This is a genomic window from Streptomyces sp. NPDC006487 (genome assembly GCF_042870555.1).
Classification (GTDB): Bacteria; Actinomycetota; Actinomycetes; order Streptomycetales; family Streptomycetaceae; genus Streptomyces.
In genome coordinates this window covers 284,006-302,424 of the sequence record NZ_JBIAHN010000007.1, presented here as the reverse complement: position 1 = coordinate 302,424, position 18,419 = coordinate 284,006, and the positions used below count along the sequence as shown (strand labels likewise).

Below are 18,419 nucleotides of genomic sequence, written 5' to 3'. Positions count from 1 at the left end.
GCATGCGCACCACCGCCCCACGCCGCCGCGCGCGTCGGACCTCCGCGGGCACGGGTGCGGGTGCGGCGGCCGCCCTGCTGCTCCTGGCGACGGGTGCACTGAGCGGGTGTTCGGCGGACGGGGCGAACGCCGGGGGCGAGCGCGGGGCGCAGGCGGCCCCCCGGTGGAACACCGCGCCGGCCTCGGTCGCCGCCGTGGGCGACTCCATCACGCGCGGTTTCGACGCCTGTTCGGTCCTGGCCGACTGCCCCGAAGCCTCCTGGGCCACCGGTGACGACCCCGAGGTGCGTTCACTGGCGGCCCGGCTGCTCGGCGAGGCCGAGGTGCCCGCGCGCAGCTGGAACTACGCGGTGACCGGCTCCCGGATGGCGGACCTCCCGGGGCAGCTGGCCTCGGCGGCCGGCCACAAGCCCGGCCTGGTCACGGTGATGGTGGGCTCCAACGACGCCTGCCGGCCCTCGGCTTCGTCGATGACTCCGGTGGCCGCCTTCCGCTCCGGATTCGAGAAGGCGCTGGCCGGCCTGCGGGCGGCCTCGCCGGCCTCGCAGGTGTACGTCTCCAGCATTCCGGACCTCCAGCGGCTGTGGGCGCAGGGCAAGGACGACCCGATGGTGCGCCGGATCTGGAAGCTGGGCATCTGCCAGTCGATGCTCGCCGATCCGACCTCGGCGGCCGCCCGTGCGACGGCCCGGCGGGAGCAGGTGCGGGCGCGCGTGGTCGAGTACAACGAGGTACTGCGCGAGGTCTGCGCGAAGGACGAGCTGTGCCGCTACGACGGCGGCGCGGTGTTCCAGTACCCCTTCTCGGCGGATCAGTTGAGCCGCTGGGACTGGTTCCATCCGGGGAAGGACGGGCAGGCGCGGCTCGCGGAACTGGCGCACCGACAGGTGACCTCCGCAGAGCCTCCGCGTTGACGCCGCAGGGAGATCGGACCGGGGGCGGGTGTCAGGGCCCGCCCCCGGTCCGGCTTGTGTGAATCACCACGGCTTGTGATCAGCAGGGGTGATTTCCGGCCATTACAGGTCGAGGGCCGCCGTCAGCCGCGTGTCGCCGTGCGAACGGCTCGCACGGACCTCGTAGCCGCCGCCGATCCGCTGCCAGGAGCGGGAGGGCTCGTCCCAGATCTCGAAGGCGCGCTCCGGCAGGGGGATCTCCACGTCGACGCTCTCGCCGGGGCCCGCGGTCACGCTCGCGAAGCCCGCCAGCCAGCTCGCCGGGCGCTCGACGCCGTCGGCGACGGGCGCGAGGTAGACCTGCACGGTCTCGCGGCCCGGCCGGGTACCGGTGTTGGTGACGCGGACCTTCGCCTGCGCGGGGGTGACCTCCAGGGACTCGTAGGCCCAGTCCGTGTAGCCGAGGCCGTGCCCGAAGGAGTAGGCCGGGGCGATCCCGTGCTTCTCGTAGGCCCGGTAGCCGATGAAGAGCCCCTCGGTGTACTCCAGCCGCCCCTCGGTGGGGGTGACCTCGGTGACGGGCGCGTCGGCGAACGCGGCGGGCCAGGTGGTGGGCAGCCGCCCGCCCGGCTCCGCCTCTCCGAGGAGTACGTCGGCCAGCGCGGCCCCGCCCTCCTGCCCGGGGAACCAGGCCAGCAGGACGGCGGCGACCTCGTCGCGCCACGGGAGTTCCACCGGGGAGCCCGCGTTGACGACGACCACGGTGTTCGGGTTGACGGCGGCGACGGCGCGCACCAGGTCGTTCTGGCGGCCCGGGAGCGTGAGGTCCTTGCGGTCGAAGCCCTCGGACTCCACCCGCTCGGTGGTGGCGACGACCACGACGGCGGTGTCGGCGGCGCGCGCGGCCTCCACGGCTTCGGCGATGAGCTCCTCGGCGGAGCGCTGCGGGCCGAGGTGGAGGAAGGAGAACATGATCGCCTTGAGCGGCAGGGTCGTCATGTCGGGGACCTGATAGGTCAGCGAGACCTCGACGGCTTCGCCCTCGGTGAGGGGGAGACGGGTCCGCACCTGGGGGGCGCCGAAGAAGGCCTCGAAGGGGTCGGCCTCGTCGCCCATCGGCTGGACCCCGTCGAAGCGGGTCTCGCCGCCGACGGCCAGGGTGAAGGCGCCGAGTCCGCGGGTGCCGAAGGCGTGCTCGCCGCTCTCGCGCGGCACGAACGTACCGGTGACCTCGATGCTCGCCATCGTCTCGTACGTGACGCCCTCAGGCAGGTCGTCGCCGATCCACTGGACCTGGCCGGTGGGCAGGGATCCGGTGCCCAGGACCGCACCGGAGGCGTCCCGGCAGACCGCGCGGAGCTCGAAGCCCTTGTCGGCGGGGGTCAGTTCGTCACTGGGGTCGGCGCCGACCGCGAAGCTCAGGGCGCCTTCGGGAAGGGCGGCGGTCAGTCCGTCCAGCGGGGAGACGATCCGCTCGGGGAAGACGGTGGCGCTGCCGCCGCCGAGGACGCGGGCGTCTCGGGCGGCGGCGCCGCTGAGGGCGACGGTGCGGCCGGGGGCGAGCGGGAGCACGGGCTTTCCGTCGGCGGCGGCCTCGTTGCGCACGAGGACGAAGCCGCGCACGGCCAGCTCGCGGGCCAGCGCCTGGCCGTCGATCGGGGCCGGGACCTCGCCGACCACGGCCGGGGCGCCCTCCAGGACGCCGACGCGGGCGGCGAGGCGCAGCACGTTGCGGACGGCCTCGTCGACGGCGGACTCGGGGACCTCACCGGCCCGGACGGCTTCGGCGAGCGGAGTGCCGTAGACGGTGACGGGACCGGGCATGGCCACGTCCAAACCGCCGAGGATGTCGCCGGTGGTGGAGCGGGCTGCCATCCAGTCGGAGACGTTGTAGCCGTCGAAGCCCCATTCGCCGCGCAGGACCTCGCCCACGAGGTGGCGGTGCTCGGTCATCGTCGTGCCGTTGACCTGGTTGTAGGCGGTCATGATGCCCCACGGGTGGGCGTTGGCGACGATGGCCTCGAAGGGGGCCAGGTACAGCTCGCGCAGGGGGCGCGGGGCGATGACGCTGTTGACGGTGAAGCGCTCGGTCTCGGCGTCGTTGCCGACGAAGTGCTTGACGGTGGTGCCGACTCCGCCGTCCTGGACGCCGTTCACGTAGCCGCTGCCGACCGCGCCGGTGAGGTAAGGGTCCTCGGAGTAGCACTCGAAGTGCCGGCCGCCGAGCGGGGAGCGGTGCAGGTTGACGGTGGGCGCGAGGAGCACGTGGACGCCCTTGCGGCGGGCTTCCTGGGCGAGGAGGCGGCCGGCCCGGCGGGCGAGCTCGGGGTCCCAGGCGGCGGCGAGCGCGGTCGGCGAGGGCAGGGCGATCGACGGGTCGTCGGCGGTCCAGCGCACGCCGCGCACCCCGATCGGGCCGTCGGACATGACCAGGGACTTCAGCCCGATCTCGGGGACGGCGGGCAGGGACCACATGTCCTGGCCGGCCAGCAGCCGGGCCTTGGTGTCGAGGTCCAGCTTGCCAAGTGCCGTCTCTACGGCGTCGTTGCGGACCTGATCGGCATCGGTCACGGCCATGCCTCCTCGTTGAGTGCGGGTGCGCGGTGCGGTGCTGTGCGGTGCAGCGCTGTGCGGTGACCCCATGGTGGACCTGTTACCTGTAGAGCGGTAGGGTTCGTAATCTGTTCGTAATCTAGAGATGCCGTACGGTCCTGCTGGCAGGTACGGAACGGAAGGGGTGGCGGGGCGATGGTCAGGGCCAGGAGCGAGGAACGGCGCGTGGAGATCGTCCGCGCGGCCGTCGAGGTGATCGCCGAGCGCGGCTACCGGGGCGCGGCCCTGGCCGCGGTCGCCGAGCGCGTGGGCCTGACCCAGCAGGGACTTCTGCACTACTTCCCGACCAAGGAGGCACTGCTGGTCGCGGTCCTGGAGGAGCGCGACCGCTGGGACACCGGCGGCGGCACCCACACACTGGCCGACGCCTGGCGCCCCGACCTGCTGGCCTCGCTGGTCGAATACAACGCCATGCGCCCGGGCATCGTGCAGACCTTCTCGGCGCTGCTCGGCGAGAGCGTCACCGACGGCCACCCGGCCCGGGAGTTCTTCGCCGAGCGGTACGCGCAGGTGCGCTCCGCGATGGCGGCGGTCCTGCGCGCGGAGTTCGGCGAGCGGCTCCCCTCGGGCCTCACCCCCGAGCACGCGGCCCCGCTGCTGGCCGCCGTGATGGACGGCCTCCAGTACCAGTGGCTGCTGTCCCCCGAGTCCGTGGACATGCCCGGCACCTTCCGCGCCTTCCTCGACCTGATCCAGGGGCCCCGGACCTAGGGCCTGTCGTCTCTTTCGGATCTTGCCTGGCCGCGACTCCCCGGCCGGCGGGGCTGGCATGCTGGGCCGGGTGAAGATCGCTGCCGCGCAGCTCAGCTGCGCCCCCGCCGACGTGTCCGCCAATGCCGCCCGGGCGGCCGCACTCGCCGTGCGGGCGCGGGAGGAGGGCGCCGGGCTGGTGGTGTTCCCCGAGTTCACCCTGACCGGCTACGAGCTGGCCGCGCTCGCCGCCGACCCCGTTCTGTGGCTGGCCGACGCCGAGGATCCACGGCTGGACCCCGTCCGCTCCACCGGGATCGCCACCGCCGTCAACGTCGCGCTGCGCACGGACGGCCCCCGGCCCGTCATCGCGACCCTGGTCCACGACGCGGACGGCGCGCACGTGACCACGTACGCCAAGCAGCACCTGTTCCGCCACGAGCAGGAGGTCTTCGCCGCGGGGACGGTCCCGGGCCGCTTCGAGCTCGGCGGGATCCGCTTCTCCCTGGGGATCTGCTTCGACAACCACTTCGCGGACGTGCCCGGCGCGGGCGCCGCGGCCGGCTGCCGGGTCCACCTGGCGAGCTCGCTCTACGGCACGGGCGACGGCGTCGCCGAGCGTGCGACGGTCCACCCGGGGATCGCCCGGGACTTCGGGATGTACGTGGCCCTGGCCAATCACGTCGGGCCCGCCGGGCCGTGGACGGGCTGCGGGGGCGCGGCGATCTGGGCCCCGGGCGGAACCCTGCTGGCCGAGGCGGACGCGCACACGCCTTCGGTCGCCGTGGCGGAGGTGCCCACGGAGGCGGTGGCGGAGGCGGAGGCGGAGGGCCTGGCCGAGGGCGCGAGTGCGGGCCGGGCGGACGGGCCGGGCGCCTTGACGACGCGGGGACGGGCCTGACGAGGTCTCAGGGGCCGCACCCGGCGGGCGGGGGCGCGTGCGGCAGAGCGCGGCTCCGGAACCCTTACGGAAACAGGCCCGGGACCGGCCGGGAAAGGGTGCGCGGGGGCCCTGGAGGGGCCCTTGGGGCACCTGGCCTCCCCACCCGCGGGGCGGGCACCGGCCGCCCCGTCGCAGGGCGGCAGAAGGCTCGCCGACCATCCCCCACACAGCGTCTGACCTGGGCTTTCACCCTTTTCGCCGATAAAATCGGGGACAGGTGAAGGGGGTTCGGATGGACCGGAACATACGCAGTGTCGACGATGTGCTCGCCCTCATGGACGGGCTCTTCGCACCCGAAGCGGACCGCTGGACGGACGGCGGTTCCGCCTGGTGGGACGGGTTCTACGCGGACCGCGAGCGGCCGGTGCCGTTCTTCGCGGCGAAGCCCGACGAGAACCTGGTCTCCTGCCTCGACCGCGGGCTGATCCCCGCGGGCGGCCGCGCCCTGGACCTGGGCTGCGGCCCCGGCCGCAACGCCCTGCACCTGGCCGAGCGGGGCTTCGAGGTGGACGCCGTCGACCTCTCTCCGACGGCCCTGGCCTGGGCCGAGGAGCGTGCCCGTACCGCCGGGGCCCGGATCCGTTTCCACCACGGGGACGCCTTCGGAGCGGCCGGCTCCGGGCTCGAGGGCCCGTACGACCTGATCTACGACTCGGGCTGCTTCCACCACCTGCCCCCGCACCGCCGGGTCAGCTACCTGGCCATGCTGGACCGGCTGCTGGCGCCCGGCGGCCGCTTCGCCCTGACCTGCTTCGCCTCCGGCGCGATGGGCTCCGAACTGCCCGACGCGGAGTTCTACGGCAGGGCCCGCCTCGAAGGCGGGCTCGCGTACACGCCGGAGGCGCTGCGTCATGTCTTCGAGGGCTTCACCGAGGTGGAGCTGCGCCGGATGAACGACGAGCCCGCCTCCTCCGGCGCCTTCGGGGAGGCCTTCCTCTGGACGGCGCTGTTCCGCCGCCCGGAGTGACCCCTCACGGAGAGGCGGCCCCGCTCCCCGTGGTCCGGGCGGCGTCGGGGAGCAGGTTCTTCGCACCCCACGCGCCGAGGGCCTCCAGGGCCCCGTTCAGCTCGTGGCCGAGCGGGGTCAGGGAGTACTCCACGCGCGGCGGAACCTCCTCGTAGACCTCGCGGTGGACGATGCCGTCCGTCTCGAGCTCGCGCAGCTGGGCCGCGAGCACCTTCTCCGAGACCCCCGGGACCAGTCGGCGCAGCTCCCCGAAGCGGCGCGGGCACTGCCCCAGCTCCCACAGGACCGACACCTTCCACTTGCCGTCGATCACGGACATCGCCGCGGCGATGCCGCAGTGATCCGCGCCCGGCCGCTGTGTCAAAGCCATCACGCACCCCTCCCACCTGTTCGCTCACCTCGGGGTAACCACCCACTCCGAAGTGCGTACTTGAGCACCTGACAGCCCTCCACCAGGCTAAACGGCATGACCGACACCAGCACGAAGACCGACACGACGACCGGCACCAAGACCCCTCTCACCCTCCTCGGACTCGGATCGATGGGCACCGCCCTCGCCCGCACCTGGCTCACCGCCGGGCACCCCCTCACCGTCTGGAACCGCACCCCCGCCAAGGCCGAGGCCCTCGCGGCCGAAGGCGCCGTCGTCGCCGCGAGCGCCGCCGAGGCGGTGGCGGCGAACGGCCTGGTCGTGGTCTGCCTGCTGGACCACGCCGGCGTCGGCTCGGCTCTGGAGGGTCTGGACCTCACCGGCAAGGACCTGGTCGACCTGACCACCGGCACGCCCGCCGACGGCCGCGCCCGGGCCGCGTGGGCCGAGGAGCGCGGGGCCCGGTTCCTCGACGCCGGGATCATGGCCACTCCGTCGATGATCGGCGTCCCCGCGGCCGGCGGGTACGTCTTCTACAGCGGCTCCGCCGAGCTGTTCGAGGAGCACCGGAGCACCCTGGAGGTCCCGGCCGGCGCCCGCTTCGTCGGCTCCGACCCCGGCCACGCGGCCCTGCACGACGTGGCCCTGCTGAGCGCGATGACCGGGCTCTTCGCCGGGATCTCGCACGCCTACGCGCTGATCGAGGGCGAGGACGTCTCTCCGAAGGACCTGGCTCCGCTGCTGACCGAGTGGCTGGGGGCGATGGGCTTCTTCGCGGGCGCGGCCGCCGAGCGGCTGGTCTCGGGGGACTTCACCACGGGCGTCGAGTCGAACCTGGCCATGCAGGTCACGGCGAGCGCGACCTTGCTGAAGACCGCCGCGGAGCAGGGGGTCAGCACCGAGCTGATCAGTCCGTACCTGGACCTGATGCGGGAGCGCCTGGAAGCCGATCCTGAGGCCCACGGCGGCGAGGACACCGCCGGGGCGATCACCCTGCTCAGGCGCTGAGCCGCTTGCCCTGAGCCTGCCCCTGGCCCTGGCCCGGTGTCGGGCCCTGACCCTGGCCCTGCTCCTGGCCCGGCCCCTCCGTCTGATCCTGCTCCGCGCCCGCGCCCTCGCCCACCAGGTCCCGGGCCATGAGCGTCGCCCCGGCCACCGCGCCCGGCATCAGGAACACGGCGACGAGCGGCACCAGGAAGGACACGACGAGCGGCACTCCGAAGCCGAGCGCCAGCATCCGCCGCCCGCGCAGCAGCGCGAGCTGCTCGGTGAGCTGGACCCGGCGGCGCATCAGGGCGACGGAGGTGAGCTCCTGGGCGAGGAAGAAGCCGGAGACGCAGAAGCCGAGGACCGGAACCACGGTCTGCCCGATCACCGGCACGAAGCCGAGCCCGAAGAGCAGGATGCCGAAGAGCAGCACCCGGCCCAGGATCCGCAGGCTGTCGCGGGCGGAGATCCACAGCTCCTGCGCGAGCGTGAGGCCCGACTCCGGGACCTCGCCGCCCTCGGTGCGGTCGACCTGCTCCGAGAGGGACTCGTAGAACGGCTGGCCCACGAGCAGGGTCACGGCGGTGAAGGTGATCACCGCGAGGAAGAGCCCGAGGCAGAAGACCAGGGCGGTCAGGAAGCCGCGGAAGAACCCCAGCCACGGGGAGGACCAGTCGTCGGCGAAGGGGGTCGCCCAGGCGGTCAGGTCGTCGGCGCCGTAGCCGAGGCCGATGAGCGCGCCCGCGTACAGGACCAGGGAGACGAGCCCGGGCAGCAGCCCGAAGCCCAGCCACCGTCCGTGGCGCAGTACCCATCGCTGTCCGGCCAGCAGATAGCCGAATCCCCCCGCAAGATCACGCATGGTTCCAGTTTAGGGCGGGCGTCCTGGCCGGCGGACGCCGGGCATGTCGAAGGCCGCACCCCGGTGCCGGGGTGCGGCCTTCGACGTACCAGTCGTTCCGGACGAACCGAACGAACCGGACGAACCAGTCGAGCGGGTCGTGGATCAGACCGCGAGCTCGACCGTGATGTTGCCGCGGGTCGCCTTGGAGTACGGGCAGACCTGGTGGGCCTTCTCGATGAGGTCCTTGGCGGTGGCGGCGTCCACGTTCGGGATGGAGGCCGAGATCTTGACGATGATGCCGAAGCCGTCGTCGTTCTTGCCGATGCCGACCTCGGCGGTGACGGTGGAGCCGGTGATGTCGGCGTTCTCGTTGCGGGCGACGACACCGAGCGCACCCTGGAAGCAGGCGCTGTAGCCGGCGGCGAACAGCTGCTCGGGGTTGGTGCCCTCGCCGCTGCCACCGAGCTCCTTCGGCGGGTTCACGACGACCTCGAGGCGACCGTCGTTGGTGGCGACGCGACCGTCACGGCCGTTCTCGGCGGTGGCAACAGCGGTGTACGCGACGTCGGACTGCTGGATGGACATGTAAGGAAATCCTCCTGGTAAATCGCCGGGACTCGCGCCCACGCGTCACGGCGGTGTGGAGTGAGCCTAACCGGTGAAAGAAACGATCATCTTTCCGGTGTTGTCGCCGCGCAGCATTCCGAGGAAGGCCTCGGTGGCGTTCTCCACTCCCCGGACGACCGTCTCGTCGGCGACGAGCTGCCCGGAACGCAGCCAGCCGGCCACGTCCTGGACGAACTGCGGCTGCAGTCCCGCGTGGTCTCCGACCAGTACGCCCTGCAGGCGCAGGCGCTTGCCGATGACGAGGGCGAGGTTGCGCGGGCCGGGTACGGGCTCGGTGGCGTTGTACTGGGCGATCGCCCCGCACAGGGTGGCCCGGCCGTGGACGTTCAGGGAGGAGATGGCGGCCTCCAGGTGGTCCCCGCCGACGTTGTCGAAGTAGACGTCGATGCCCTCGGGCGCGGCCTCCTTCAGCTGCTCGGCGACGGGGCCGCTCTTGTAGTTGAAGGCGGCGTCGAAGCCGTACTTCCCTGTGAGGAGGGTCACCTTCTCGCCGGAGCCGGCGGAGCCGATCACCCGGGAGGCGCCCTTGATCTTCGCGAACTGGCCGACGAGGCTGCCGACCGCTCCGGCGGCGCCGGAGACGAAGACGGAGTCGCCCTCCTTGAAGGAGGCGACCTCGAAGAGCCCGGCGTAGGCGGTCAGGCCCGGCATGCCGAGGACGCCGAGGTAGGCGGAGAGGGGGGCGAGCGAGGCGTCCACCGCAGTGGCGTGCTTCGCGTCGACGTCCGCGTACTCGCGCCAGCCCAGACCGTGCAGCACGTGGTCGCCGACCGCGAAGCGCTCGTCGGCCGAGGCCACGACCTCGCCGACCGCGCCGCCGTCCATGGGCTTGTCGAGCTGGAAGGGCGGGATGTACGACTTCACGTCGTTCATCCGGCCGCGCATGTACGGGTCCACGGACATGTGGAGGTTGCGCACCAGAATCCGGCCGGCGGCGGGCTCGGCGTCGACCGGCACCTCGCGCAGGGCGAAGTCCTCGGCGACGGGCCAGCCCTGCGGGCGGCGGACGAGGTGCCACTCACGGCTGACGGCGGGGATCTCGGACATGGCGTCACTCCTGGATGGGGGAAGAAGTGCAAAATGCTTCAGGACGTGAAACAACCATGCGCCTGGATATTTCATGTTGTCAAGTAAATGGGTACGCTGGATCCATGCCCAGCCGTCGCGCAGACCCCCTGACCCTCGAAGTCGTCGAGCTCATCGGCGACGTCGTGACCCGCTACCACCAGGAGTACGAGCACGCGGCCTCCAGCCACCAGCTCACCGGCGCCCAGGCCCGCGTGCTGAACCTGTTGTCCCTGGAGCCGATGCCGATGCGCAAGATCGCGCAGAAGCTGCGGTGCGAGCCGTCGAACATCACCGGCATCGTGGACCGCCTGGAGAGCCGCGGCCTGGTGGAGCGGCGCCCCGACCCGGCCGACCGCCGGGTGAAGCTCGCGGCGCCCACCGAGGACGGCCTGCAGACCGCCGACCGGCTGCGCGAGTCGCTGGACTTCGCCCGGGAGCCCCTCGCCGGGCTCACCGCGGCCGAGCGCGCGGTCCTGCGGGACCTGCTCAGGCGGATGCTGGGCTGAGCTCCCGGCTCACCAGCACAGCGGGTTCCACCAGTCGTCGCAGCCCGTGGTGGGCTCCGGGCTGGGCTCCGGGGTCGGCTCCGGGTCCGGATCCGGGTCCGGATCCCGGGTCGGCTTCTTGCTGGGCTTCCCCTTGGGCCCCTTCGAGCTCGCACTCTCACTGGGCGTCGCGGAGCCACCGCCACGCGATGCGGTCGGAGCGGCGGACGTGGGAGTCCGGGAGGCGCTCCGCGACGGCCCCGCCCCGGAGGCGGAGCCCGACGGCCCGGCCGTGGCGGCCCCGGCACTGCGACCGGCCCCGCCCTGCTTCCCGCCCCCGGCCGTGGCCCTCGCGGAGCCTGCGCCCGGCCCCTTCGCCGAAGCCGTCCCCGAGGGTGCGGCCGGATCCCCCGTCAGGCCCGGCAGCGGAGCCGGCTCCGCGGGCCCCGCGTCGTCGGTCAGCACCACCGTGGCCGCCCGGTCGGTGCGCTCCCCGTCGGTCGCCAGCCGGGCCAGGCCCAGGGTGGCCCCGGCGGCGAGCACCAGCCCGAGCCCCACGGTGAGCGCGGTCCGGCGGCGCCGGCGGTGCCCGGTGCGGCGGCGGGCGGCGGCGCGGCCCTGGGCCCGCCCCCGGCCCTGGCCTTGCCCCCGTTCCCCGGACAGCACGACGAGCGAGTCGGCGTACACGTCGGCGAGCGCGGCCGGGTCGCTTCCGAATCCGGCGGTGGAGCCGGGGGCGGGTGCGGCGGGCGCGGCGGATATCAGGCGTTCGGCCGGGGTCCCGCATCCGGCGCACGCCAGCGCGCCGTTGAGGTACCTGCGGCAGGCGATGCAATAGTCCATGGCGCCCCGCAGGCTACGCGCTCGCTCACAACGGCCGTATACCGGGATCGTGAGGATCCTGTGTGGAAGGGTTCGGATCCATGACGAAGACTCCGGGGACACCGCCCCTCACCCCGGGCCCCTTCGGCCCCGCCGGCTTCCAACTGGTGCTGCTGCGCCGGATGGCGGACTTCCAGCCGGGACTCGCCGAGGAGGCCCGCCGGCAGCTCGGCGCCTCCCTCGCCGAGCAGCGGGAGGCCAACAAGCGCTGGCAGGCCATGGTCCGCTCCCCCCGGTCCCGGGGTGCCCTGGCGCGCTACCGCTCGGTGCTCGGCCCGCCCGAGACCGTCTCCTCCCGCACGATCGGCGATCTGACGTGCGAGGCCCTGCTGTGGCCGGTGCCGCTCTGGCCCGACCTGCGCTTCGAGGTGCTCGCCGCGCCGGACGGGGCCGTCTGGAACGAGTGGCTGGTCCGGGCCCCGGGCGCGCCCGGTCCCGTACTGGAGTCGCCGCAGGACCTGCTGCCCTGGTCGGCGACGGTCGACGAGGTGGCGCGGGCCTTCGCGCCCGTCCGCCCGATGGAGGGGACCGCACCGACGCGGTGGCGGCTGGCGTTCACCGCGTCGGGGCGGGCCTGCGTCGCGGAGTTCACGTACGGCCTGCTCCAGGAGGTGTCCGTCGTGGAGTCGGAGACGCCCTAGGAGCGCAGGAAGGCCCGTACGCCCGCCGAGGTCGGGTCGTCCCCGAGCAGGTCGTTGTGCTTGAGGCAGCCGACCGGGGTGTTCGCGGCCCCGGTGAGCGGGACGCTGTCGTCGGGGTTGATGACCTCGTCGCAGTTGGACCAGAAGGTGGAGTACCGCACCGTGCCGGGGGTCTCGTCACCGGAGTTCAGGTTCTTGACCACGTAGGAGCCGGGGGTCATGTCCCGGCAGGCCTGGTCCCACAGGGCGCAGGCCCATGCGGTGGATGTGCCGCGGTTGGGGCCGGCGAGGGAGACCCAGCGCTCCACGTACGGGGCTCCGCCCCCGAACTTCACGTACCAGCGGGTGACCAGCGAGCCGAAGGAGTGCGCGACCAGGTCCACCCGGGCGGCGCCGGTCTGCCGGCGGACCTCGTCCACGTAGGCGGCGAGCCGTCCGGAGAGCACCTCGTTGACCGACTGGTGGGTGTCGTAGCCGAAGGAGAACAGCTCGGAGTCGGCGTATCCGTCGGCGCGCAGGTCCTCGCGCAGGGAGCCCCAGACGCCGGGGTCGGCGTTGTAGCCGTGCACGAAGACCACCGGATTGCGCGCGGCGGCATCCCCGGCGGCCCGGGCCGGGAGTGCGGGCGCCACGAGGAGCGCCAGGCAGAGCGTCAGCAGGGCGAACAGCCTCTGGCGAACCGTCAGCATCGAGTCCCCTTTACCTTGTTACGCATGAGTAGCACGATCGGTGCGGGCATGGTCGCGCCTGGCGTCGCAGAATTCCACCCCCGTGCAGCACTCACCCGCGCCCCTCGTGACCCTTCCGTATCTCAAGACACCCCCCACCCGGAGCATCAAATCGGGCAATACGGGTAATTCACCCGAGAAGATACGAAGTGTGACCGGCACCCGCCGGTCTTCTTGCGTCAGCGCTCTCGGGAGGATCTGCCGTGACCGTCAGTCTTGAGCAGTTGCGCCGCTGCCACGTGGCCGTCGACCTCGGAGCGGCCAGGACCCGCGTCTACGTCAAGGGCCTCGGCCTGGTCGTGGACGAGCCCAGCGTCGCCGCCGTGAACACGCGGACCGGTGCACTCATCGCCGTCGGCACCTTCGCCGAACGGATGACCGGCCGCACGCCCGACTACATCCGCGTGGTCCGCCCCGTCTCCGGCGGCACCGTCGTGGACATCGAGATGGCCCAGCGCATGCTGCGCCACCTGCTCGGCGAGAAGCTGCGGCGCGCCCTGCGCCGCAAGCCCCGGCTGCGGGCCGCCGCCTGCACCCCGCACGACGCCGACCCCCTCGCCCAGCGCGCGGCGGTGGAGACGATGGTCGGACTCGGAGCCCGGCGCGTCGAACTCGTCGACACCCTGATCGCGGCGGCCGTCGGCTGCGGGCTGCCCGTGGAGCAGCCGACCGCGACGATGATCATGGTGTGCGGGGCCGCCGCCACCCAGGTCGCCGTCCTCTCCCTCGGCTCGATCGTCACCGCCGTACGGATCCCGGTGGGCGGCGAGGCCATCGACCACGCCGTCGTGCAGCACCTGCGCCACGCGCACGAGCTGATGCTGCCCAGCCAGGCCGTCCGCCCCCTCCAACTGGCCCTGCACGGCAACGGCATCACCGCCGGCGGACCCACCTCCACCCTCATCCACGGCCGCGACGTGGCCACCGGTCTCGCCCGCTCGGTCCACGTGGACACCGCGGCCGTCCGCGACGCCATCCACACCCCGCTGACCGCCGTGCTCGACGGCATCGGCAAGGTGCTGCGCGACTGCCCGCCGGACCTGGTGGCCGATCTGACGGACCGAGGGATCATGATGGTGGGTGGCAGCGCCCTGCTGCCGGGCCTGGACCAGATGCTCCGCGATGCCACCGGGATGCCCGTGGCCATCGCCGAACGGCCGGACGTCTGCGCGGTACTGGGCCTCGGCATGATGCTCGAAGGGAAGATCTCCCCCATGGTTCTGAACCCCCTGGCCGAATGACGCACGCCGAGTCGTCCCCGGCAGCCCCCGGAGACGGGGAGGGCGGGGACGTGAAGAACGGAAACGGGAAGGACGTCGCCGCCCGCCAGGCCGCCAGCCTGCCCGTCCTCCTGGAGGCGGTCCTCAGCGTCGGTTCCGAACTCGAACTGCGGACCACCCTCCAGCACATCGTGGATTCGGCGACCGAGCTGTGCGCGGCACGGTACGGAGCGCTCGGGGTCGTCGACCCCGAGCGCGTCCGGCTGACCGAGCTCTTCACCTCCGGCATGACCGAGGCCGAGAAGGCCGCGATCCCCCACCTGCCGGACGGCCGTTCCGGCCTGCTCGGCGCCCTGATCGCCGATCCGCGCCCGCTCGTGCTGGAGGACCTGGGCCAGGATCCCCGCGCGGCGGGCTTCCCACCGGGGCACCCCCCGATGAAGGGCTTCCTCGGCGTCCCGATCCGGGTCCACACCGAGGTCTTCGGCAACCTCTACCTCACCGACAAGCAGGGCGGCGGCCCGTTCACGGAGGAGGACCTCGCGCTGGTGCGCGTCCTGGCCTCGCAGGCGGGGATAGCGATCGGCAACGCCCGGCTGTACGAGACCGCGCGCCGCCGGGAGCGCTGGATCGAGGGCGCGGCCGCCGTGACGACCACCCTGCTGGCGGGCCGGCCGGCGGCCGACGCGCTGATGTGCGTCGCCGAACGGGCCCGGCTGCTCGCCGACGCGGCGGCCGGGGTCGTCCTGCAGCCGACCCCCGAGGGCGGCATGGAGATCGTGGCCGCCTCCACGCACGGGGACCCCGGCGACCTGGTGGGCACGTCCATCGCCCCGGGCTCGGCGGTCCTGGAACAGCTCCTGGGCGGTGAGCCGGTCTTCATAGAGGACTCGGCGACGGACCCCCGGATGACCACGCACGTACGGGAACGCTTCGGCCCCAGCATGATGCTGCCCCTCCAGAGCGGCGGGCAGCTCATCGGCACGCTCGCCCTGCCGCGCGTCCGCGGCGGCCCCGCCTACGACGCGGTCGACCGGCTGCTGGCCTCGCAGTTCGCCTCCCAGGCCGCGCTGGCCCTGGTCCTTGCGGACGCGCAGCACGACCGCGAGCAACTGGCCGTCTACGAGGACCGGGACCGCATCGCCCGCGACCTCCACGATCTGGTGGTCCAGCGGCTGTTCGCGACGGAGATGATGCTGGAGAGCACCCGGCGGCGCTCCGCCAAGGCACCCACCGGGGACACGGTCGGCGAGGAGCTGAGCCGCGCCGTGGACGAGCTCGACTCCACCATCCAGGAGGTCCGCACGGCCATCTTCGCCCTCCAGCAGCCGCCGACGGACGCCCCGACCACCTTCCGCGGCCGGGTCCTGCGGGAGACCGGCGGGGCGGCGGTCCTGCTGGGCTTCCAGCCGTCGGTGCACTTCGCGGGCACGGTGGACGCGCTGCTGCCGGACCCGGTCGCGGGCGACCTCCTCGCCGCCCTGCGCGGCGCGCTGGCCGCGGCGCACCGCCGGGCGGAGGTCACCTCCATCGACGTCGAAGTCGACGCGGTGCCCGCCCGCGTGCGGCTCACCGTCTCCGACGACGGCCGCACGGACTCCGGCACCCGGGGCACCACCTTGACCTGGGAAGCCCCGCTCTGACGCCGTGGGCCGGCCGGGCCACGCCCGGACCCCCTGGGGCTCCGCCCCGGACCCCGCGCCGCAAAGGCCGGCGGGGCTGGACTTGCCCTGCGGGCAATCCAGCCGTGTGCGCGTACGGGCCGGCGCCGGCCCCAAATCCAGCCCCTCCGGCGTCTGAGGAACGGGGTCCGGGGGCCGGCCCCCGGGGGAACGGGTCCGGGGCGGAGCCCCGGGGGAACGGGCGAAGGACGGGTCGGGGACTTCGCCCCGCAGGGCCGAAGTCCCCGCACCACACGAGCGGCACACCAGGCGACGGCCCGTACGCTGGCTGCGTGACGACCCGCCCCTCGGCCCGCGCCGCCATCGCCTCCGCCACCGACCCCGGCAGCTTCACGGAACTCCCCGCCCCGCCGGGGAACTCCGCCCCCGACGGCCCCCTCGGCTGGGCCGGCTACGACGACTCCCGCGCCCGCGCCACCGCGCGGACCGGCGAGGACGAGTCCGTCGTCACCGGAACCGCCCGCATCGGTGGCCGCGAAGCCACCGTGATCTCCTTCGAGTTCGGCTTCCTCGGCGGATCCCTGGGCCACCGCACCGGCGACCGCCTGGAAGCGGCCTACACCCACGCGCGCACCCACCGCCTCCCCCTGGTCTCCCTCATCGCCACCGGCGGCTCCCGCATGCAGGAGGGCATGCTCGCACTGACCCAACTGCAGCGCGTGGCCCGCCAGTCCGCCCTCACCCGCGCCGCCGGCCTCCCGCAGATCGCCGTCCTGCGCGACCCCACCACCGGCGGCGGCTGGGCCACCCTGGGGGCGGGGGCCGACGTGATCCTCGCGCTGCCCGGGGCGCAGGTCGGGTTCGCCGGGTCCCGGGTGCGGCCGCCGGACGCGGATCCTGCCGCCTACACCGCCGAGGGGCAGTACGCCGCCGGGCACGTGGACGCCCTCGTCCCCGCCGTGCAGCTCCCGGTGACCCTGGCGGCCTGGCTCCGGGTGCTCTCCGCGCCCCGCTCCGCCGGACCCGTGGAACCCCCCGCCGCGCTGTCCGGCGCAGAGCTGCCGCGCACGGGGTGGGACGCCGTCCGGCAGGCCCGTCACCCCGGCCGGCCGCGCGCGGAGCAGTACCTGGACTCCTACTTCGAGCTCCGCCTCCACCTCTCCGGAGACCGCGCGGGCGGCACCGACCCCGGGATGCTGTGCGGGTTCGGGCTCCGAGAGGGCCGGGCCGTGGCCTACGCCGCGCAGTGCGGCACCGCCACCCGCCCGGCCGGGTACCGCACGGCGGCCCGTGTGATCCGACTGGCGGACCGGCTCGGGATCCCGGTGCTCACCCTCGTGGACACCCCCGGCGCGGCCAACGATGCCGCCGCCGAGCACGCGGGCGCCGGGGCGGCCATCGCCGACGCCTTCGCGGCGCTCGCCTCGGCCGGGGTCCCCGTCACCACCCTCCTCATCGGCGAGGGCGGCTCGGGCGGGGCCCTGGCCCTCGCGGCGCCGGGCAACACCTGGGTCACCCCGGACAGCTACTTCTCGGTGATCGCCCCCGAACTGGCGGCGGCCATCCTCAAGCGCCCCCCGGAGTCGGCCCCGGCGACGGCTGACCAACTTCACGTCCGCCCACAGGACTTGGTCGCCCTGGGGGTCGCCCGCGGCATCGTCTCCCCCGCAGAGAAAGCGGAAGCGACCGAAGAGACTGCCTAGGTGTACTGCCCCCAGCTCCGCGCCGGCAGCCTCACGTCCATCCGGTACAGCCGGGTGATCTCCTGCGGGAACTCGTTGTCGTCGCTGACGAGCAGCAGCCGCACCCGTCCGAACCCGTCGTGGCCGGTGACCGCCATGCCCTCGACGTTGTCGACCAGCGGGTGGTTCTGCGGCAGCTTGGACGGGGCGCCGAGCGTCGGGCAGCCGTCGAGGTCCCCGATCGGCGTCTTGCGCGCGGTCCGCAGCCCGGGTCCCTCCGCCAGTGCCGCCACCTTCGAGGTGTCCGTGGCGCCCAGGGGGTCGGCAAGGTACAGCCGCACCGTGATCTTGAACTGCTGCGTGAAGCCGCGCTCCAGCACGAGCAGCCGGCCGTCGTGCGTCGGCGCGAGCTCCACCAGCCCGTGTCCGGCGTCCACCGGGTACGCGTACTGCCGTCCCAGGACGAACTCCCCGTTCCGGCCGCGGCGTTCCCAAGTCTGGATCCGCTGGAGCGTCCGCCCCCGCGCGTCCTTGCCGTCTCCGGTCAGCACGCCCTCGACTCCGGCGACGAGGGTGTGCCCGCCGGGCAGCAGGGTCAGGGATTCGAAGGTCTGGTTGGCGGTGGCCCGGCCCGCGGGCGCGAGCTTGAACCCGTCCGGGATCGGCAGCGAGCCCAGTACCTCACCGGTGCGGGCGTACCGCCGGATCGCCGGGGCGGTCTCGTCCGTCACCAGGTAGGTGCCGTCGCGGTCGACGACGATCCCCTCCGAATCCAGGGCCTTGCCCGCGCCGTCGGTCAGCGGCAGCCGTGCGGCGGCCGTGGCCGTCGGGGTGTCGCCCCGGCCCACGTTCAGCTTGTACAGGACCGACTTGTCGGAGATGGCGGCGACGCTGCCGTCCCGGTCCACCGAGAGCCCGGAGAGCCCGCCGACCAGCTTCCCGTCGAGGAGGGTCTTGTCGAGGGAGTCCGAGTAGCCCGCGACCGAGAGGTGGGGCGAGCAGGCACGGTCCTCCTCCGGCGCCCCGGGCGCCCCGGTGGCCGCGAGGGCCTGCGGAACGAGAGCTCCGCAGAGCGCGGCGGTGGCCACGGCGGTGGAGACGAGCGTACGAAGGCGCATGAAGGCCTTCCTCCTGGATCAAAGGGGAGATGCGAGGCG

Annotated in this window: 18 protein-coding genes; 10 read left to right on the top strand and 8 right to left on the bottom strand. The window is 73.5% G+C overall.

What is annotated here, in order from left to right; translation table 11 throughout:
* The first annotated feature begins 2 nt into the window (after nt 1-2).
* A complete protein-coding gene (locus tag ACFYM0_RS14500; RefSeq protein ID WP_388500772.1) occupies nt 3-914 on the top strand; it encodes an SGNH/GDSL hydrolase family protein in 912 nt (303 codons plus the stop codon).
* Between the two features lie 102 nt (nt 915-1,016).
* On the opposite strand, the gene ACFYM0_RS14495 is transcribed toward ACFYM0_RS14500, so the two are convergent.
* Nucleotides 1,017-3,470 carry a beta-glucosidase gene (locus tag ACFYM0_RS14495; protein WP_388500769.1) on the bottom strand — a complete coding sequence of 818 codons (2,454 nt, stop codon included), beginning with the start codon at nt 3,468-3,470 and terminating at the stop codon, nt 1,017-1,019.
* 171 nt (nt 3,471-3,641) lie between these two features.
* On the opposite strand from ACFYM0_RS14495, the gene ACFYM0_RS14490 reads away from it, so the two are divergent.
* From ACFYM0_RS14490 to ACFYM0_RS14480, 3 genes are all read left to right on the top strand, one after another.
* Complete coding sequence (locus ACFYM0_RS14490) at nt 3,642-4,217, top strand: TetR/AcrR family transcriptional regulator (RefSeq protein WP_327252584.1); 576 nt, start codon at nt 3,642-3,644, stop codon at nt 4,215-4,217.
* A 70-nt stretch (nt 4,218-4,287) separates the two neighbouring features.
* The gene (locus tag ACFYM0_RS14485; RefSeq protein ID WP_388500767.1) at nt 4,288-5,097 is read left to right on the top strand and encodes a carbon-nitrogen hydrolase family protein; all 810 of its coding nucleotides are present in this window, start codon (nt 4,288-4,290) and stop codon (nt 5,095-5,097) included.
* Between the two features lie 274 nt (nt 5,098-5,371).
* Nucleotides 5,372-6,106 carry a class I SAM-dependent methyltransferase gene (locus ACFYM0_RS14480; RefSeq protein WP_388500764.1) on the top strand — a complete coding sequence of 245 codons (735 nt, stop codon included), beginning with the start codon at nt 5,372-5,374 and terminating at the stop codon, nt 6,104-6,106.
* 4 nt (nt 6,107-6,110) lie between these two features.
* On the opposite strand, the gene ACFYM0_RS14475 is transcribed toward ACFYM0_RS14480, so the two are convergent.
* Nucleotides 6,111-6,476 carry a winged helix-turn-helix transcriptional regulator gene (locus ACFYM0_RS14475; RefSeq protein WP_388500762.1) on the bottom strand — a complete coding sequence of 122 codons (366 nt, stop codon included), beginning with the start codon at nt 6,474-6,476 and terminating at the stop codon, nt 6,111-6,113.
* Between the two features lie 96 nt (nt 6,477-6,572).
* Between ACFYM0_RS14475 and ACFYM0_RS14470 the strand changes: the two genes are divergently transcribed.
* Nucleotides 6,573-7,484 (top strand): NAD(P)-dependent oxidoreductase, encoded by a 912-nt coding sequence (locus ACFYM0_RS14470; RefSeq protein ID WP_388500760.1) that lies wholly within the window; start codon nt 6,573-6,575, stop codon nt 7,482-7,484.
* On the opposite strand, the gene ACFYM0_RS14465 is transcribed toward ACFYM0_RS14470, so the two are convergent.
* The 3 genes from ACFYM0_RS14465 to ACFYM0_RS14455 all read right to left on the bottom strand — a co-directional run bounded on the left by ACFYM0_RS14465 (nt 7,474) and on the right by ACFYM0_RS14455 (nt 9,981).
* Complete coding sequence (locus tag ACFYM0_RS14465; RefSeq protein ID WP_388500759.1) at nt 7,474-8,325, bottom strand: EI24 domain-containing protein; 852 nt, start codon at nt 8,323-8,325, stop codon at nt 7,474-7,476. The two genes, ACFYM0_RS14470 and ACFYM0_RS14465, sit on opposite strands and share 11 nt — an antisense overlap.
* 144 nt (nt 8,326-8,469) lie before the next feature.
* Nucleotides 8,470-8,892: an organic hydroperoxide resistance protein gene (locus tag ACFYM0_RS14460; protein ID WP_266909067.1), complete on the bottom strand. Its 423-nt coding sequence runs from the start codon at nt 8,890-8,892 to the stop codon at nt 8,470-8,472.
* A 66-nt stretch (nt 8,893-8,958) separates the two neighbouring features.
* Nucleotides 8,959-9,981: an NADP-dependent oxidoreductase gene (locus ACFYM0_RS14455; RefSeq protein ID WP_388500755.1), complete on the bottom strand. Its 1,023-nt coding sequence runs from the start codon at nt 9,979-9,981 to the stop codon at nt 8,959-8,961.
* Between the two features lie 104 nt (nt 9,982-10,085).
* Here ACFYM0_RS14455 and ACFYM0_RS14450 point away from each other — a divergent pair, with 104 nt between their 5' ends.
* Nucleotides 10,086-10,508, top strand: coding sequence for a MarR family transcriptional regulator (locus ACFYM0_RS14450; RefSeq protein ID WP_327252591.1), 423 nt, complete (start codon nt 10,086-10,088; stop codon nt 10,506-10,508).
* A gap of 9 nt (nt 10,509-10,517) precedes the next feature.
* Here ACFYM0_RS14450 and ACFYM0_RS14445 read toward each other — a convergent pair whose 3' ends face one another.
* Entirely contained in the window at nt 10,518-11,330 is an 813-nt protein-coding gene (locus tag ACFYM0_RS14445) for a hypothetical protein (RefSeq protein WP_388500753.1), read from the bottom strand.
* An 80-nt stretch (nt 11,331-11,410) separates the two neighbouring features.
* Between ACFYM0_RS14445 and ACFYM0_RS14440 the strand changes: the two genes are divergently transcribed.
* Nucleotides 11,411-12,010 (top strand): hypothetical protein, encoded by a 600-nt coding sequence (locus ACFYM0_RS14440; protein ID WP_388500751.1) that lies wholly within the window; start codon nt 11,411-11,413, stop codon nt 12,008-12,010.
* Here ACFYM0_RS14440 and ACFYM0_RS14435 read toward each other — a convergent pair.
* The gene (locus ACFYM0_RS14435; RefSeq protein ID WP_388500748.1) at nt 12,007-12,699 is read right to left on the bottom strand and encodes an esterase/lipase family protein; all 693 of its coding nucleotides are present in this window, start codon (nt 12,697-12,699) and stop codon (nt 12,007-12,009) included. The two genes, ACFYM0_RS14440 and ACFYM0_RS14435, sit on opposite strands and share 4 nt — an antisense overlap.
* Nucleotides 12,700-12,941: 242 nt before the next feature.
* On the opposite strand from ACFYM0_RS14435, the gene ACFYM0_RS14430 reads away from it, so the two are divergent.
* The 3 genes from ACFYM0_RS14430 (at nt 12,942) to ACFYM0_RS14420 (ending at nt 17,283) form a co-directional block, all read left to right on the top strand.
* Nucleotides 12,942-13,979: a rod shape-determining protein gene (locus ACFYM0_RS14430; RefSeq protein WP_388500746.1), complete on the top strand. Its 1,038-nt coding sequence runs from the start codon at nt 12,942-12,944 to the stop codon at nt 13,977-13,979.
* Entirely contained in the window at nt 13,976-15,601 is a 1,626-nt protein-coding gene (locus tag ACFYM0_RS14425) for a GAF domain-containing protein (protein ID WP_388500743.1), read from the top strand. The genes ACFYM0_RS14430 and ACFYM0_RS14425 overlap by 4 nt, the downstream gene beginning before the upstream one ends.
* A gap of 311 nt (nt 15,602-15,912) precedes the next feature.
* Nucleotides 15,913-17,283: a carboxyl transferase domain-containing protein gene (locus tag ACFYM0_RS14420; RefSeq protein WP_388500741.1), complete on the top strand. Its 1,371-nt coding sequence runs from the start codon at nt 15,913-15,915 to the stop codon at nt 17,281-17,283.
* Here ACFYM0_RS14420 and ACFYM0_RS14415 read toward each other — a convergent pair.
* Nucleotides 17,280-18,380 carry an esterase-like activity of phytase family protein gene (locus ACFYM0_RS14415; protein ID WP_388500738.1) on the bottom strand — a complete coding sequence of 367 codons (1,101 nt, stop codon included), beginning with the start codon at nt 18,378-18,380 and terminating at the stop codon, nt 17,280-17,282. The two genes, ACFYM0_RS14420 and ACFYM0_RS14415, sit on opposite strands and share 4 nt — an antisense overlap.
* Nucleotides 18,381-18,419: the final 39 nt, after the last annotated feature.

What these genes read in the sequence shown, in the direction of transcription:
- ACFYM0_RS14500 (WP_388500772.1), top strand. Translation starts at nt 3, where the DNA reads ATGCGCACCACCGCCCCACGCCGCCGCGCGCGTCGGACCTCCGCGGGC.
- ACFYM0_RS14495 (WP_388500769.1), bottom strand. Translation starts at nt 3,470, where the DNA reads ATGGCCGTGACCGATGCCGATCAGGTCCGCAACGACGCCGTAGAGACG.
- ACFYM0_RS14490 (WP_327252584.1), top strand. Translation starts at nt 3,642, where the DNA reads ATGGTCAGGGCCAGGAGCGAGGAACGGCGCGTGGAGATCGTCCGCGCG.
- ACFYM0_RS14480 (WP_388500764.1), top strand. Translation starts at nt 5,372, where the DNA reads ATGGACCGGAACATACGCAGTGTCGACGATGTGCTCGCCCTCATGGAC.
- ACFYM0_RS14475 (WP_388500762.1), bottom strand. Translation starts at nt 6,476, where the DNA reads ATGGCTTTGACACAGCGGCCGGGCGCGGATCACTGCGGCATCGCCGCG.
- ACFYM0_RS14470 (WP_388500760.1), top strand. Translation starts at nt 6,573, where the DNA reads ATGACCGACACCAGCACGAAGACCGACACGACGACCGGCACCAAGACC.
- ACFYM0_RS14465 (WP_388500759.1), bottom strand. Translation starts at nt 8,325, where the DNA reads ATGCGTGATCTTGCGGGGGGATTCGGCTATCTGCTGGCCGGACAGCGA.
- ACFYM0_RS14460 (WP_266909067.1), bottom strand. Translation starts at nt 8,892, where the DNA reads ATGTCCATCCAGCAGTCCGACGTCGCGTACACCGCTGTTGCCACCGCC.
- ACFYM0_RS14455 (WP_388500755.1), bottom strand. Translation starts at nt 9,981, where the DNA reads ATGTCCGAGATCCCCGCCGTCAGCCGTGAGTGGCACCTCGTCCGCCGC.
- ACFYM0_RS14450 (WP_327252591.1), top strand. Translation starts at nt 10,086, where the DNA reads ATGCCCAGCCGTCGCGCAGACCCCCTGACCCTCGAAGTCGTCGAGCTC.
- ACFYM0_RS14445 (WP_388500753.1), bottom strand. Translation starts at nt 11,330, where the DNA reads ATGGACTATTGCATCGCCTGCCGCAGGTACCTCAACGGCGCGCTGGCG.
- ACFYM0_RS14440 (WP_388500751.1), top strand. Translation starts at nt 11,411, where the DNA reads ATGACGAAGACTCCGGGGACACCGCCCCTCACCCCGGGCCCCTTCGGC.
- ACFYM0_RS14435 (WP_388500748.1), bottom strand. Translation starts at nt 12,699, where the DNA reads ATGCTGACGGTTCGCCAGAGGCTGTTCGCCCTGCTGACGCTCTGCCTG.
- ACFYM0_RS14425 (WP_388500743.1), top strand. Translation starts at nt 13,976, where the DNA reads ATGACGCACGCCGAGTCGTCCCCGGCAGCCCCCGGAGACGGGGAGGGC.
- ACFYM0_RS14415 (WP_388500738.1), bottom strand. Translation starts at nt 18,380, where the DNA reads ATGCGCCTTCGTACGCTCGTCTCCACCGCCGTGGCCACCGCCGCGCTC.